The 15,558-nt window shown below is 52.4% G+C and carries 12 protein-coding genes; 3 read left to right on the forward strand and 9 right to left on the reverse strand.

All coding sequences use genetic code 11. The annotated features are described in order from the left end of the window. Positions 1-46 precede the first annotated feature (46 nt). From I6N93_RS02585 to ssb1, 5 genes are all read right to left on the reverse strand, one after another. A complete protein-coding gene (locus tag I6N93_RS02585) occupies positions 47-463 on the reverse strand; it encodes a SemiSWEET family sugar transporter (protein WP_085689215.1) in 417 nt (138 codons plus the stop codon). A gap of 1 nt (position 464) precedes the next feature. Further along, positions 465-1,874, reverse strand: a complete 1,410-nt coding sequence (dalD, locus tag I6N93_RS02590; RefSeq protein ID WP_085689212.1) for a D-arabinitol 4-dehydrogenase — start codon at positions 1,872-1,874, stop codon at positions 465-467. A 193-nt stretch (positions 1,875-2,067) separates the two neighbouring features. Next, entirely contained in the window at positions 2,068-2,823 is a 756-nt protein-coding gene (locus I6N93_RS02595; RefSeq protein ID WP_232100104.1) for a GH12 family glycosyl hydrolase domain-containing protein, read from the reverse strand. 819 nt (positions 2,824-3,642) lie between these two features. Continuing rightward, positions 3,643-3,840 carry a hypothetical protein gene (locus I6N93_RS02600; RefSeq protein WP_085689206.1) on the reverse strand — a complete coding sequence of 66 codons (198 nt, stop codon included), beginning with the start codon at positions 3,838-3,840 and terminating at the stop codon, positions 3,643-3,645. Positions 3,841-4,192: 352 nt separating this feature from the next. Beyond that, on the reverse strand, positions 4,193-4,735 hold the full coding sequence (ssb1, locus tag I6N93_RS02605) for a single-stranded DNA-binding protein SSB1 (RefSeq protein ID WP_085689203.1): 543 nt from the start codon (positions 4,733-4,735) through the stop codon (positions 4,193-4,195). 234 nt (positions 4,736-4,969) lie between these two features. Between ssb1 and uvrA the strand changes: the two genes are divergently transcribed. Continuing rightward, positions 4,970-7,801 (forward strand): excinuclease ABC subunit UvrA, encoded by a 2,832-nt coding sequence (gene uvrA / locus I6N93_RS02610; RefSeq protein ID WP_085689200.1) that lies wholly within the window; start codon positions 4,970-4,972, stop codon positions 7,799-7,801. A gap of 82 nt (positions 7,802-7,883) precedes the next feature. Then, a complete protein-coding gene (locus tag I6N93_RS02615; protein WP_085689198.1) occupies positions 7,884-8,303 on the forward strand; it encodes a secondary thiamine-phosphate synthase enzyme YjbQ in 420 nt (139 codons plus the stop codon). Positions 8,304-8,325: 22 nt separating this feature from the next. On the opposite strand, the gene I6N93_RS02620 is transcribed toward I6N93_RS02615, so the two are convergent. Continuing rightward, positions 8,326-9,702, reverse strand: coding sequence for a sensor domain-containing diguanylate cyclase (locus tag I6N93_RS02620; RefSeq protein WP_232100105.1), 1,377 nt, complete (start codon positions 9,700-9,702; stop codon positions 8,326-8,328). A gap of 1,279 nt (positions 9,703-10,981) precedes the next feature. Between I6N93_RS02620 and I6N93_RS02625 the strand changes: the two genes are divergently transcribed. After that, positions 10,982-12,673 (forward strand): methyl-accepting chemotaxis protein, encoded by a 1,692-nt coding sequence (locus I6N93_RS02625; RefSeq protein WP_197669182.1) that lies wholly within the window; start codon positions 10,982-10,984, stop codon positions 12,671-12,673. A 106-nt stretch (positions 12,674-12,779) separates the two neighbouring features. Here the strand turns inward: I6N93_RS02625 and I6N93_RS02630 are convergent, their stop codons facing one another. The 3 genes from I6N93_RS02630 to I6N93_RS02640 form a co-directional block, all read right to left on the reverse strand. Continuing rightward, complete coding sequence (locus tag I6N93_RS02630) at positions 12,780-13,973, reverse strand: amino acid aminotransferase (RefSeq protein WP_085686346.1); 1,194 nt, start codon at positions 13,971-13,973, stop codon at positions 12,780-12,782. Between the two features lie 62 nt (positions 13,974-14,035). Continuing rightward, on the reverse strand, positions 14,036-14,650 hold the full coding sequence (locus I6N93_RS02635) for a YitT family protein (RefSeq protein WP_085686326.1): 615 nt from the start codon (positions 14,648-14,650) through the stop codon (positions 14,036-14,038). Positions 14,651-14,886: 236 nt separating this feature from the next. After that, positions 14,887-15,375 carry an Lrp/AsnC family transcriptional regulator gene (locus I6N93_RS02640; protein ID WP_085686344.1) on the reverse strand — a complete coding sequence of 163 codons (489 nt, stop codon included), beginning with the start codon at positions 15,373-15,375 and terminating at the stop codon, positions 14,887-14,889. Between the last annotated feature and the right edge of the window lie 183 nt (positions 15,376-15,558).

The following is a 15,558-nucleotide window of genomic DNA, read 5'->3' on the forward strand; positions in this document are numbered from 1 at the left end:
GTACGTTAACGCATACTGGCCGCCATTGCGGCGACGTCCCGAAAGACTACAGCTGTTTGTTTAGCGGGTCGGCGACCGGCATACGGCGACGCGAAGGCATCGGTGTTACCTTGATGGTATGGCGGCGCGAGGGCTTGATTTCACGTTCATGGTAAAGCTTCAGAACGATAACCACCATAGCCAGCACGGCGGTAATGCCGTTGGCCGTCATGACAGGAATGTCCTGGATGTTGAAGCCGTATGCAGTCCACGACGTCACCCCGAAAAACAGGGCGGCATACATCCCGAGAGAGATGCCGGTCGTGTCTTTATTGCGGATGATGTGCAGCACCTGCAGAAAGAAAGAGCCGGTAGTCACCCAGGCGGCAAGACCGCCCAGCGCTATCGGCCAGCGATAGAGCGTGGCGATCGCGGCGGCGGCCGCCACCATCGTTCCTGCAACAATCGTAATGTTCTTCTTCATATTATGCTCCTTCACTCACCGGCTGCAGCACCGCGCGAACTTCTTCAACGGCGGAACTCAGCTGGTCAGCTAATGCTTCATGATGGCGTAATGAACCAAACAGCGCGGGGTGCTGTGAGAACGCGATCAGCGGATCTTCGGCTGAGAAAATCGCGTCGAAGTCGACGCTGTCGATGGCGCGATCTTCATAGCTGAAGGGCAATTCACCAGCATGATGCTGCTGCATAAAGAGAAAAAACAGCGCGGGCAGGCGCAGCGTCGCTCGCGGGACTTCATTCTGACGATACCGGTCTTTCAGCGTCGGCACGATAAAGCCATGCAGTTTGGCGATGCTATCCGAAGAGACTCGGGCCACGGTATCGCGAACGCCGCGGTTGGCGAAGCGCGCGAGAACGCTTTCGCACTCATCTTCCTGCACATGGGTAATGCCGCGGCTGCGAAGCGCGGGCAATACATCCTGCATCACGTAATCTCGTACCCACGCCGTGATCTGGGGCGTTAAACTTTCATCAATATAGCGTTTGTCCTGCAAAGCGCCGGCCCAGGCGATGCCGCTGTGGCTGGCGTTCAGCAGGCGGATTTTGGCTTCCTCTACTGCCGTGACGTCATCGACGAATTCGACGCCAACCTCTTCCAGCGGCGGACGTTCGCTCACGAAATGATCCTCGATCACCCAGCGGGCGAAGCGTTCGGCGGAAAGGGGAGCCGCGTCGTCGGTAATGCCCTGTTTTTTCAGACGCGCATAAAGCGCGTCGTCAAACTTAGGCGTGATGCGGTCTACCATGCTGTTCGGCGCGGAGGTGTTGTCCGTCATCCACTCCACGAGATCCTGGCGTTCTTTGGCGACAAGGAATTCACGCAAACCTTGCGAGAAACTGTCGCCATTTTGCAGCAGATTGTCGCAGCACAGCAGAGTTACCGGTCCGCTTTGCTGTTGCTGACGGGTGGTCAAGATCAGCGTCAATGCGCCATATAAAGTATTTATTTCACCTTCATCGCGAAGATCGGCCTGCACCGCAGAGTGGGTAAGATCGAGGTGGCCATCGTCGTCCAGGAAGTAACCTCCCTCGGTAACGGTGAAAGAAATAATTTTTGTCTCGGGGGCGGTGCCTATGGCAACCGTGGAGGCTAACTGGCTGTCCCAAAGAATGATCTGATCGACTGCGTCTATCGTTTCGTAGGTATGTTCGCCGTCAGGGGAAATCGTTTCAAGCGTGTAGAGACCGTTCTGAGACTTGAGCTGCTGTAGCGTTTCTTGCGTTGAGCTATTTCGAATATTAGATAGCGCCATGTGCCATCGTTCGTTGCCCTGCTTTTGCAGCTGGTTAAGATACCAAGCCTGATGCGATCGAAAGAACGCGCTTGCACCCAGATGAAGCCAAATAGAGGAATCTGTAGTTGATATAGGCAAACCCTTTCCTTACTCCATTGGAGATAATTTATTCAATACTAAGGGTAGCATTTTTCAGGTGAGATTAAAAATGTGATATTTATTATGATGTTAAGTGTATTATTGTTGGGGGTGGGGAAAACAGGCCGGCGAGCGAGAAGGGGACTTCGGTGGCTTAACTTCGGTATCTCTGCGTCATCGGCCTGCTTCAGGATTATTTAATGCTTATGCTCCATTTGGAGATTTTAAAGGTCCCTGACCCCTTATACAGCTCGGTGCCGAATTCGATACTGCTGATGTATTTGGTGTTGCTCATCCACCGCTTCGAGTTGACCAGATAGTCCGTGAAGTTTTTGATATTGAGGTTCGCGGAGGTTTGGTTGCTTTTGATCACGAACGAGTAAACGTTCCAACTGCTGACCTTGCCTTTATAGACATCCCACGGAATGCCGCCGATGGTGACGGTATTCACATAGCTACCGGCTGGTGAGGCATTGGTGCTGTTCATCCAGATCATCAGTTCATCGGTCGGCGCGGAAGACCAGCTTGCTTTGTTGTCTGAGTGGAACCAGATATCGTAAGAGACGTTGTACGTGCCTGACGTATTGGAGAAAGACCATGCCGCTGAGGTGTTGATGTTTTTGTTTTCGGACAGGCGAATCGGCAGGCCTGTGTTGGTGCCGTATCCCTTTGTCCAGTGCCATCCATGTACAATGGAAGGATAGCCCTTCACCGAGTTGATGTCGTTAATCCACGACCACGACCATCCCATATCCTTCGCACTATTGAGGTATATAGCCTGTTGTCCGTTAGGCACATCGCTCTTGCCCCACGTATTGTTGTAAACATAATCAATACCCCCGGGCAGATACAGTTTGGCGCCATCCGTAGAAGTGGATGCCGCCAGTGTGTTGCCGTTGGCGAGTAACGCAACCATGGCAAAAGAGGCAAAACCCAGTGTCTTTTTCATAAACATGCTCCTTGTTTTATATCTATCAAATAAACTCGACCGGTTCACGATGATTTGCGTCGTTAATCTATTGTCTGGTAGCTTCTTTCACGTACATGGATGCTGCTCTATAGGATGGATTGTTGATTTTATTAATTAACTATGATGCATTTTTCATCACTGACGGTTCATCAATATCTGATGATGTCGCTGACCATTTTTTATGTTATTTTTCTGTATCTTTAAACAGTGCTAAAGGTTATTTATCAGAGATCGAACGGAGTTATATCTCTCTAAAATAAAAATGTATGTGGCTTAAAAAAATTTAAGTAAAAACGACATAAAATAACGAGATAAAGAATTATGTCTGTGACTTTATAGCTTTCTTTCCTGGCTGGGGTTCGATTATGCGCAAAGAAAATCGATTCTTCAATGAGAAATGTTAATTTATTTTTAGTTGTCTAATCTTGTAGATGATTGATGTTTCAATATTCATTTATATCATTAAGTTATGGTGTTTTTTCGGCTGGGAATTCACCGTATGTGTCTATTCAAAAATGGCAGGATAATTAATGTAGCAACGGTGGTTTTTGGGAGTATTAAAATATTAAAGATGTGTTTTCAATATTTCATTTATTATGAAAAAAATGATTGGTAAATATATCAAGAGGCAATGGGTTGTAGGGAATAAGTATGATAGATGTTTATCATTAAGTTAATTTTTATTTTTTAGTATGGTCGTTTTGCTAATGAAAATAAGCGGTGTCTGATTTTGTCTCAGACACTGCTTGGGAAATATCAAAAGAGGCACTGCTTCAACCCTACCTGAATACGCGAGACTCAAGCCATCTTGTTTTTCATTGCCGTCCGGGGAGCAATTTCCTCCGCCGTTTTAAGGAACGGCGTCAGGGCCGCGCTCAAAATATACAATCTTGCATAGATGTCTAATACGCCGTCTAGTGAGAAGTAGAACAGCGCGGTGATGGCCAGTGTGATAAATGCCCAGACCCGCGCCGAGAGCGGGACGTAGCCTGCCATGGTGATCCCTACTCGTTTTACCAATCACGTTATCCAGCATCTCGGTGACAAACTTCTGCTTGGTCTTCGGTATTTACCTGATGATCTCAATCTGCTGCTCCAGCCGCGATGCCGGGCCGTGCTTGCCCAGGCTCAGTCAAGGTAGTTTTAACTGTGTCATCCAGCCCAAGGGATTTTCATATGATGAAAGAGGCCGACTATCCGTCTTCTAAATCGAGGATATAACCCACGGCATAACTATGGGTTGCAATTCATTGACCCGCAGGCGCGCCCCGATGATCTCCACGCAATAAAAAACCCCGATATCTCGGGGTTTTTTAGCTGACGGCTCAACAAACGAGTCGGATTTGAATTAAAACGGGATATCGTCGTCGAAATCCATCGGTGGTTCGTTGTTCGGCGCTGCCGGCGCTGTGTTCTGCTGCGGACGCGCTGCCTGTCCGCCGCCGCTGAACTGGTTGTTCGCCTGCGGCTGCTGAGGCTGGCCCCAGCCACCCTGCTGCTGGTTGCCGCCAGCAGGACCGCCCGCCGGTGCGCCGCCGCCTGAACGGCTGCCGAGCATCTGCATGGTGCCGCCGATATTCACGACCACTTCCGTCGTGTAACGGTCGGTGCCGCTTTGATCCTGCCATTTACGCGTCTGCAGCTGGCCTTCGATATACACCTGGGAACCCTTGCGCAGGTATTCTCCGGCGACTTCAGCCAGTTTGCCGAATAGCACCACGCGGTGCCACTCGGTTTTCTCTTTCTGCTCGCCGGTTTGCTTATCGCGCCAGCTTTCGGACGTGGCCAGGGTAATGTTGGCTACTGCGCCGCCATTCGGCATGTAACGAACTTCCGGGTCCTGTCCGAGATTCCCGAGAAGAATGACTTTATTAACGCCTCTGCTGGCCATGTGGGTGTCTCCTGATGGATCAATTTTTAAATAGTTTAAACGCTGAATTCTAGCACGCTACATCGTCTTATTATACTCGCGATGCGTGCCGCATAATTTTTTCCTTTACGCGTTTATTTGACAACCACTACTGGTTATCCATTCAGTTTTATTTATGCCATAATCATTGGTTTCGTACTGGATTTCTCTCTGCGTGAGGGATGCAAAACAGCGTCAATGACGGGAAGTATGTGAATGGATAATATCGAAGTTCGTGGTGCCCGTACTCATAATCTCAAAAATATCAATCTGATAATCCCACGCGATAAGCTGATTGTGGTGACGGGATTATCCGGATCCGGAAAGTCATCGCTGGCTTTTGACACCCTCTACGCCGAGGGGCAGCGACGTTACGTGGAATCGCTTTCGGCGTATGCCCGGCAGTTTTTGTCCTTGATGGAAAAACCGGACGTCGATCATATCGAAGGGTTGTCGCCGGCTATCTCCATTGAACAGAAGTCGACGTCTCATAACCCGCGCTCCACCGTCGGCACCATCACTGAAATTCATGATTACCTGCGCCTGCTGTATGCCCGCGTCGGGGAGCCGCGCTGCCCGGAACATAGCGTTCCGCTGGATGCGCAGACCGTGAGTCAGATGGTGGATAATGTGCTGGCGCAGCCGGAAGACAAGCGGCTGATGCTGCTGGCGCCGATCGTAAAAGATCGCAAGGGCGAGCACACCAAAACGCTGGAGAATCTGGCGACGCAGGGTTACATCCGCGCACGGATCGACGGCGAGGTGTGCGATCTGTCCGATCCGCCGCAGCTGGAGCTGCAGAAGAAGCATACCATCGAGGTCATCGTCGACCGCTTCAAGGTGCGCAGCGATCTGGCCCAGCGGCTGGCGGAGTCGTTTGAGACCGCGCTGGAGCTTTCCGGCGGCAGCGCCGTTGTTGCCGACATGGATGACAGCAACGCGCCTGAACTGCTGTTCTCCGCCAACTTCGCCTGTCCAATCTGCGGCTACAGCATGCATGAGATGGAACCGCGCATGTTCTCCTTTAATAACCCCGCCGGCGCGTGTCCGACTTGCGATGGGTTAGGCGTACAACAATTTTTCGACCCGTCCCGCGTGATTCAGAACCAGGAGTTGTCGCTGGCGGGTGGTGCGATTCGTGGATGGGACCGCCGTAATTTCTATTACTTCCAGATGCTGCGGTCGCTCGCGGAACACTACGAATTTGATATCGATGCGCCTTTCGACAGCCTGAGCGCAGATATTCAGAAGGTCGTGCTCTATGGCTCCGGCAAGCAGAATATCGAATTCAAATACATCAACGATCGCGGCGATACCTCGGTGCGGCGTCATCCGTTCGAGGGCGTGCTGCACAACATGGAGCGCCGCTATAAGGAAACGGAATCCACGGCGGTGCGCGAAGAGCTGGCGAAGTTTATCAGCAACCGCCCCTGCGCCAGCTGTCACGGCACACGCCTGCGCGAAGAGGCTCGCCATGTGTACGTGGCTGAAACGACGTTGCCGCACATTTCCGACATGAGCATCGGTCAGGCGCTGAGCTTTTTCCAGAATATTGAACTGAGCGGCCAGCGCGCGAAGATCGCCGAAAAGGTGTTGAAAGAGATTGGCGATCGCTTGCGCTTCCTGGTGAACGTCGGTTTGAATTACCTGTCGCTGTCCCGTTCGGCGGAAACGCTGTCCGGCGGCGAAGCGCAGCGCATTCGTCTGGCCAGCCAGATCGGCGCGGGATTGGTCGGCGTAATGTATGTGCTGGACGAACCGTCCATTGGCCTGCATCAGCGGGATAACGAACGTCTGTTGGAAACGCTGATTCACCTGCGCAATCTCGGCAATACGGTCATCGTGGTCGAGCATGATGAAGACGCGATCCGCGCCGCCGATCACGTGATCGATATCGGTCCCGGCGCCGGGGTACACGGCGGCGAGGTGATCGCCGAAGGTACCGTCGATGAAATCATGGCTGTACCGGAATCCCTCACCGGACAGTACCTCAGCGGTCAGCGGAAAATCGCGGTGCCGATGGAACGCGTGTCTGCGGATCCCACCAAAGTGCTCAAACTCATCGGTGCCAAGGGCAATAACCTCAAAGACGTGACGCTGACGCTACCGGTAGGGCTGTTTACCTGTATCACCGGGGTATCCGGTTCGGGCAAGTCTACGCTGATCAACGATACGTTGTTTCCGCTGGCCCAGCGCCAGCTCAATGGCGCCACCATCGCTGAATCCGCGCCGTATCGTGATATTCAGGGACTGGATCACTTCGACAAAGTGATCGATATCGATCAAAGCCCCATCGGTCGGACACCGCGCTCCAACCCGGCGACCTACACCGGCGTGTTTACGCCGATCCGCGAGCTGTTCGCCGGCGTGCCGGAATCACGCACCCGCGGCTACAACCCCGGCCGTTTCAGCTTCAACGTGCGGGGCGGACGCTGCGAGGCCTGTCAGGGCGACGGCGTCATCAAGGTCGAGATGCACTTTCTGCCGGATATCTACGTGCCATGCGATCAGTGCAAAGGCCACCGCTACAACCGTGAAACGCTGGAGATCAAATACAAAGGCAAAAGCATACACGACGTGCTGGATATGACGATTGAAGATGCCCGTGAGTTCTTTGACGCCATTCCGGCGCTGGCGCGTAAGCTGCAAACGCTGATCGATGTCGGCCTGTCCTACATTCGCTTGGGCCAGTCGGCCACGACGCTCTCGGGCGGAGAGGCGCAACGCGTCAAGCTGGCGCGCGAACTGTCTAAGCGCGGCACCGGACAGACGCTGTACATTCTGGATGAACCGACCACCGGGCTGCATTTCGCCGATATCCAACAGCTGCTGGCCGTCCTGCATCAGCTGCGCGATCAGGGCAATACCATTGTCGTCATCGAGCATAATCTGGATGTGATTAAAACGGCCGACTGGATTGTGGATTTGGGGCCGGAAGGCGGCAGCGGCGGCGGTGAAATTCTGGTCAGCGGTACGCCGGAAATCGTTGCGGAGTGCGAGGCCTCGCACACCGCGCGATTCCTCAAACCACTACTGGCGCGGGACTGAATTCGCGTTGTCTGAACCGTTCGTCCGCGTTGAGAAATCGCCCGCGCGGACAAACCCATCTGCCAAGCAAGAGAGGCTGAACATGTGGATGCAACGAGAAGTCGTTCTGAAGCCGAAAAGCCGCGGCTTTCATCTGATCACCCGTGAAGTGCTCGCGTCGATACCTGAAATCAGACAGCTGCGGGTTGGGTTGTTGCAGGTGTTCATCAAGCACACCTCGGCGGCGTTGACGCTGAATGTAAATGCCGACCCCGCGGTGCGTCAGGATTTTGAAAGCGCTTTCAATCGGCTGGTGCCGGAAAACGAGCCTTACTACCGTCATTGTGATGAAGGCCGCGACGACATGCCCGCGCATCTCAAGTCCAGCCTGCTGGGCAGCAGTGTGATGCTACCGGTCAGCGACGGCGGCTTGAACATGGGGATATGGCAGGGTATTTACCTGTGTGAACACCGCAATCATGGCGGGAGCCGATCGCTGGTGCTGACGCTGCAGGGCGAATAGCCGTGCAGCGCAGCAGGCCTCTTTAGAGCGGGGCAATGCTTCCGCCGGCGATATACTCCACCACCACGCGATTCCTGCCGGTATTTTTCGCTTTGTACAAGGCGTTGTCGGCGGTTTTGACCGCCATATCCAGCGGACACTGTTTTGGCGTAAAGGACGTCACGCCCAATGACACCGTGATGTGGCGGCACATGGGAAAGATCATGCGTTCCACGCTCTTACGCAGCCGTTCGGCGATGATGGAAGCGATATGGATATCCGTCCCGGGCAACAGCATCAAGAACTCTTCTCCACCGGTTCGGCACATAATATCCATCTTGCGGGCGTTGCTGCGAATCTGCTGGCCGAGCTGGCGGATCACCTCGTCGCCGATGTCGTGGCCGTAGGTATCGTTGACCTTCTTGAAGTTATCGATATCGATCACCACGACCGATACCGATTTCTTTTCAAGCATGACCATTTCCAGGCCTTCCTGTAGCCCCCGTCGGTTTAATAATCCCGTCAGCGGATCGGTATGCGCCTCTGAGCTGAGACGGCCAATGCGTTTATGCAGCATCATGGTACCCAGCAAAATCGCATCCTTAAGCTGAACGGCTTCGACATACCAGGAGGGCACGGCCCTGATCTGGCTGATGGCTCCCTGTTCGCTCATCCGGCTCGCCGACATGGCCAGCTGGCGCAGCGGCCGGGCAATGGAGACGGCGAAGATAGTCAAAACCAGTAGCGTCAGCAGGGCGACCGGCGCGGCTTCTTTCAGCACGCTGTACATCACGTTATTCAGCGCTTTGTCCGTGACGGCGGAGGAGTGCAGTGTAATCACGGTCCAACCTGTTTTATGCACTTTGGCGAAGCCCGCCAGCACCAGATTGCCTTGTTCGTCGGGCATCATGAACGAGCCGGTGTCCTGACTGGCGGTGGCTTGCTTCAACTGCCGATCGTTAATGTGCTGGCCTAACGGGACCTTGTTGTTATAGTGATAAATGGTATTCCCTTCATTATCAATAATATAAATCATTGAGCGGTCATTATTGAGCGGCGTGAATTCATCCATTATGCGCAATTTAGTCAGATGAATAGCGCCGCGAATATCCCCCAGGTATACGCCCTCTTCACTGACTATCGGCGCTGACAACGCGATCGCATAGTCATTTTCATCGGTTTCATAGGGGAGGCTGGCGGCGACGCTGTCGGGTTGGCGTGGAGAGTGACCGGTATCGGCGACCAGTTTATTGACCTCCGGCACATTACTCTCCGGGGAAAACGCGACCAGATTGTTATTATCATCGACGATAATAACCGAATTAAAATTTTGGCTTAATTGGAAAATACGATCGGTTTCTTCCTGAATTTTAGCGGTATCAGGAAAATATTTTGAGATGAAGTGAGCGCTATAGGTCATCTGTTTTTTTGAAATAGATAATACGTTCTCCACGCTTGCTGCCAGACGTGATGAATAATCGATGTTGATTTTGACTAACTGATTAGCGAACAACTCTTTATAAACGTTATAGATAGAGAGGTAACCATTTGTGAGAGTGACCAACATGCTTGCTATTGAGATAGATAGAATTAGCCCCCGCAAATTGATCTGAAATATCTTCTTTATTTTCATCCAGTTCCAACCGGTTTTTTACAACTTTATCGTGGTGGATTGAGTCACAAAGTTATTGTGTTAGCGTGCGAACTATCTTTATGAGGTTAAAAGCTTCTGGTGTTATTTTTAATTAAAACTTATTACGTGAAAATAGCAATAAAACATACAAAAATTTATTGGTAATAATAATTTTTATTATTTGTGTGTTGGTGGTGGTATTAATTCTTATAGAAGTAAGAAAATACCTTCTATTTTATTATAAGGCGGAATATTAAATAAAATTTATTATCTATACGGTAAGCGGTTTCTCTTTTTTTTCGCCATCAATAATAGGCGCCGGCGCGACAGGATGATAAGAAATGAGTCTCATGTCTTGATGAGTTTTGGGTGCTTTTGTGTCATATCCATTTGTTTAAATAGTAGGCATTGCAGGCGGTGCACTTGCAGTTATGTGTAAAGATGGCAATTAAATGTAAAGTTGTGGCATTTGTTGCCGATGAAGAGCACACACGACTGTGTGGTGGGCAGGACTCGTCGGAGGACATTAGGATAATTAACGCTGCGATAATCGTTGTCATTTATCCAAAATTTCCTCTGATACTTTCTACTCTGTTTTAAATTCAGCACGGTTGATTCGGCTCTCTCCTGTTTTGTCGGTAGCGCGATATCGGGGGAATTATCCCATATAGGTCGAGTTCACTGGCCGCTTTGGTTTGAGAAAGCGTTCGATATCCCACGTATTTCGCATACGTGTCGGATGAGTATTGTGTTCGCTCATGTTGACCGGATGTTCGTCGGCATAAAACGCCTGACGTTTTTTATGGGCTGCACGGAACAGCCTTCATCAAGTCAATAACGCCTGCTGGGATAGGTCCTTTGTTTTTTCCCGTTCAGATATCTTGCTTAACTATCTGTCATCCGTGTGTAGCGCTGATTTTGCGCTTTGCAAATAGACACCGTCCACTGTCTTTAATATTGTCACTGCGCAATGTAATTCATGTTAGTGATTATTTAATTGGAAAATATTCACTCTGATTTTTACTGTTATGGTTTTTCATTTTTGTATAAAAAAAGGGAACAAGATATGCGTTTATCTAATTGGAAAATAGGTTATCGGCTCGCCGCCGGGTTTGCCGTTTTAGTGTTAATGATTTGCATCGTCAGCTTTGTCTCTATTTCCAGACTGTCGGATTTTCACGAAGACGCGCGCGGCATCGTGACGGATATTTACCCGCAGACGGTACAGTCGAATAATCTAATTGATAACGTCAACGCCATCGTCCTCGCCTATCAGGAACTGCTTCTGGTGCAGGATGAAGAGAAAACCCGCGTCGTTATGAATGAGATCGCGGATTTGGCGCAGAAGATCACCGTGTTGATGCAGGACATCGACAAAAGCGCCGAACAGCTTAACGATGAGAAATCCAAGCGCATCATGGACAATATCCATGCGATCCGCGGCGAATTTCTGATCTCGGGAAGAAATATTACCGACCGAATCAAAGCGGGTGATACTGAGGGGGCAACTGTTGAATTCAATACGCACCTGGATGTCATTCAAAGCCAGTACCGCAGTGCCGTGGCCTCGCTCATCGACCATCAGGACGATGCCATGACCAACACGATGCGCAAAATGGAAAGCGCCTATAACTTCACGCGTTGGCTTCTACTGGGTATTTTGGCTGCGTGTGTTGTATTGGTGGCGGTGATTGCCCGTGTATTGACCGGTAGCATTACTTCTCCGATTCGTCAGGCGCTGGATCTGGCCGAGAGCGTAGCCAAAGGCGACCTGACCTCGGAAGTTCCGTCCTCGGGTAAAGATGAAATGGGACAGTTGCTGCGCTCGTTGGAACACATGAACGTTAGCCTGAGCCAGATCGTGGGTCAGGTGCGTGACGGCGCGGAAAGTATTTCCTCAGCTGCGTCGCAAATCGCAGCCGGAAACCAGGACCTGTCCGCACGGACAGAGGAGCAGGCCAGCTCTCTGGAACAGACGGCTTCTTCTATGGAAGAGCTGACCTCGACCATCACTAACACCGCAGAAAATACCCGCCATGCAACCAGCATTGCCGATCAGGCTTCGACGGCGGCGAAGCAGAGCAGCGACGTCATGCTGTCCGTGACGCACAAAATGCGCGGCATTCGCGACTCGTCCCAGCGTATGGCGGAAATTATCGGCGTGATTGACGGTATCGCCTTCCAGACCAATATTCTGGCGCTGAACGCCGCGGTGGAAGCGGCGCGGGCCGGTGAACAGGGCAGAGGCTTTGCCGTGGTCGCGGGAGAAGTCCGCTCTTTGGCGCAGCGTAGTGCCACGGCGGCGAAGGAGATCAAAGAACTGATCGACGACTCCGTCAGCAAGATCCAGGAAGGGATGCAGCTTGTGGACTCCGCGGAAGACAACATGTCCAGCCTGACCACGCATGTGCAGGACGTGAACGACATCATCAGCGAAATATCCCAGGCCAGCGGCGAACAGAGCGACGGCATCAATCAGATCAATATCGCGGTCGGCCAGATTGACTCCACAACGCAGCAGAACGCCGCGCTGGTGGAAGAGTCTGCCTCTGCGGCGCTGTCTTTGCAGTCTCAGGCGACGATGCTGACCGATGCGGTGAGCACCTTCAAGTTGAGCCACCGCTTCACCACTACAAGTGGTCGTCAGCAGCCGCAGGCATCAGCGGCGAGCGCGTTGTCCGTAGCTAAAGCGGTTAAGCAGGAAACATCGCTGCCGGCGACGGCTTCCGCCAGCTCTGAAGACTGGACCTCGTTCTAGAACGTTACGGCTGGCGGTCGCCAATTTCTGCGACTGCTGCCCCGCCTGAAAAATCCCAAAAAAAAGCCTGCCGTTAGTTGCCGGCAGGCAGTATGAGCAAACAATGCTATTGCACGGCGGCAAACGCCGCGGCAACCCTTTGTATATTGCTGTGATTGAGTCCGGCGATGCAAACTCGCCCACTGGCGATGAGGTATACCCCGAACTCCTCGCGCAGCCGATCCACTTGTTCAGTGCTAAAACCAGTGTAGCTGAACATTCCACGCTGCGTCAGCAGGTAATCAAAATCGCGGTTGGGCAAGGCTTGCTTCAGTGCATCCACCAACGTTTGGCGCATCTCCGAGATCCGTTGACGCATCGCCGTCACTTCCGCACGCCATTCGGCGTTCAGCGTGGTGTCGCTGAGCACGTGGGAAACCAGCTGTCCGCCGTAGTTCGGCGGGCTGGAGTAGTTGCGGCGCACCGTGGCCTTTAACTGACCCAGTATGCGCTCTGCGGCCTGACGGTCTTCACCCATGATGGACAGACCGCCGACGCGTTCGCTATATAGCGAGAAAATTTTCGAAAACGAATTGCTCACCAGCGCCGGCAGGCCGGAGCCAGCGATGGCGCGGATGGCGTAGGCATCGTCATCCATGCCTGCGCCGAATCCCTGATAGGCGATATCCAGAAAAGGGATCAGCTTGCGCGACAGCAGCACTTCAATCACCTGATCCCATTGAGCGTGAGTCAAATCCGCGCCGGTCGGGTTGTGACAGCATGGATGCAACAGTACGATGCTTTGTGCCGGCAGCTGCTTCAGCGCGTCGAGCATACCCCGGAAGTTCACACCGCGGCTGGCGTTGTCGAAATAGGGGTAGGTATGCACCTTGAAACCGGCGCCGGAGAAGATGGCGATATGGTTTTCCCAGGTCGGATCGCTGACCCAGACTTCCGAGTCGGGAAAATAGCGTTTGAGGAAATCCGCGCCGACTTTCAGCGCGCCTGAGCCGCCTACGGTCTGGATCGTGGCGATGCGCCCGGCACTCAGCGCGGGGTGGTGATCGCCAAACAGCAGCTGTTGAACGGCGCTGCGGTAAGACGCCAAACCTTCCATCGGCAGGTAGCTGCTCGCCTGTTTAAACTGATTCGTCAGCTGAGCCTGTGCGGTGCTAACCGCTTTCAACTGGGGGATCACCGCGTGCTCGTCATAGTACAGCCCGATGCTGAGGTTGACTTTGTCGGCTCGGGGGTCCTGTTTGAATTGTTCCATCAACGACAGGATGGGATCGCCCGCATAGGCGTCAACATGTTGAAACACGGTCACGTACTCCTGGATTAATCGATATCTCGCATAGGGATATTGCACATGGTCATACGACTTTACACCGCGTAGCGCCCAGGACGGTGATTCATGGCAATAATCAGATTCAGGATGGTTGCTCCCATGATAGAGGCAACCAGCATGGGTATGCTTACCACGAACAGCGACGCCAGCACAATAATCACATCCACCACCATCTGAAATTTGCCCGCGCGAATCCCACTTTTATCCTGCAGATAAAGCGCAAGAATATTGATGCCTCCCAGGCTGGCTTTGTGGCGGAACAGGACGATAAATCCCAGCCCCATAATCATATTGCCGAAGAGTGTCGCATAAAAAGGATCCAGCCGGTCGATGTGGATGAAGTGTCCATGCAGGTCGGAAAACACCGATACCAGCGCGACGGCGCAAAAGGTTTTGAGCGTAAAACGCCAGCCCATACGGCGGATAGCCAGATAATAAAACGGCAGATTAATCAGGAAGAACGCGACGCCGAACGAGATATCAAGCACATAGTGCAGCAAAAAGGCCATACCCGCAGTTCCGCCGGTGAGGGCCCCGGATTGGCGCAGCAGAACTATGCCGAAAGACACCATAAGCGTACCGATAAGGAGCGCGAGCATATCCTCTATCGGGGTGTGCGACAGCTCGTCGTGGCTGATGACATTATCCATAAGAACAGTCTGTTAGTTGATAGAACGATAGGGGATAGGAAGCAACAAACGCACCAAACCACGCCTAATCGGCGTGGTTTGGGCAATCTTCAAACAGTTCCAAGGCTAACGCATTGAAATCGCGAAGGGTTTAATTTGCACGAAACACGCATTAAATGGTTTTTTATCGTCGTGATGCGCGTAATATTTATCTTTGGTGCGTGATGTAACTGCCTGACTTGCGCCATAATAAAACATTATGCCTTGATTTGGGGCAATAAGACCGTTGCCGCCATCAGACCGTTTTCCTTTAGGCGATTGAGCACCACCGAGGTTTTAAGGTGCGCCACGCTTTTGTTTTGAGACAGTATGTGGCTAATCAGTTCGCTCAGTCCGGGCAGATCCGCCACCGCGACTTTTAGCAGGTAGTCGGCGTCGCCGGTCATTTTGTAGGCGTCGATAATGGCATCCACTTCGCCCAGCATCTGATGGAAGCTGTTCACGCATTCCGGAGTGTGATTGATAAGGCGCACTTCGATCAATCCCAGCATTTCCAGCCCCACCGCGTCCGGCGCCAGCCGGGCGTGATACCCCAGGATCAGCTGCGCCTGCTCAAGAGCGATGCGCCTTCGCGAGCACTGCGATGCGGATAGCCCAACCAGTCCGCTGAGTTCCTGATTGGTGAGCCGGCCGTTGGACTGCAGCAGCGTCAGGATTTTCAGATCAAAGTCATCAATGTTGTACATGGTGAAGTTTACCGGGCAAAAGACGAGCTGACAGACTAACAGGTTTTTGCCGCTCCGAAAGCCTGCCGCCGTCCCGGCGACACGGGGCTGAATCGCCATGCATTTCAGGCGCGGCGTAAAGCGGAGATAGGAATGCGATCTGCGAGCGGTTTTCAGACGAAAACCTGGAGCATTATGCCAGGG

This window comes from Lonsdalea populi (assembly GCF_015999465.1).
Lineage (GTDB): Bacteria > Pseudomonadota > Gammaproteobacteria > Enterobacterales > Enterobacteriaceae > Lonsdalea > Lonsdalea populi.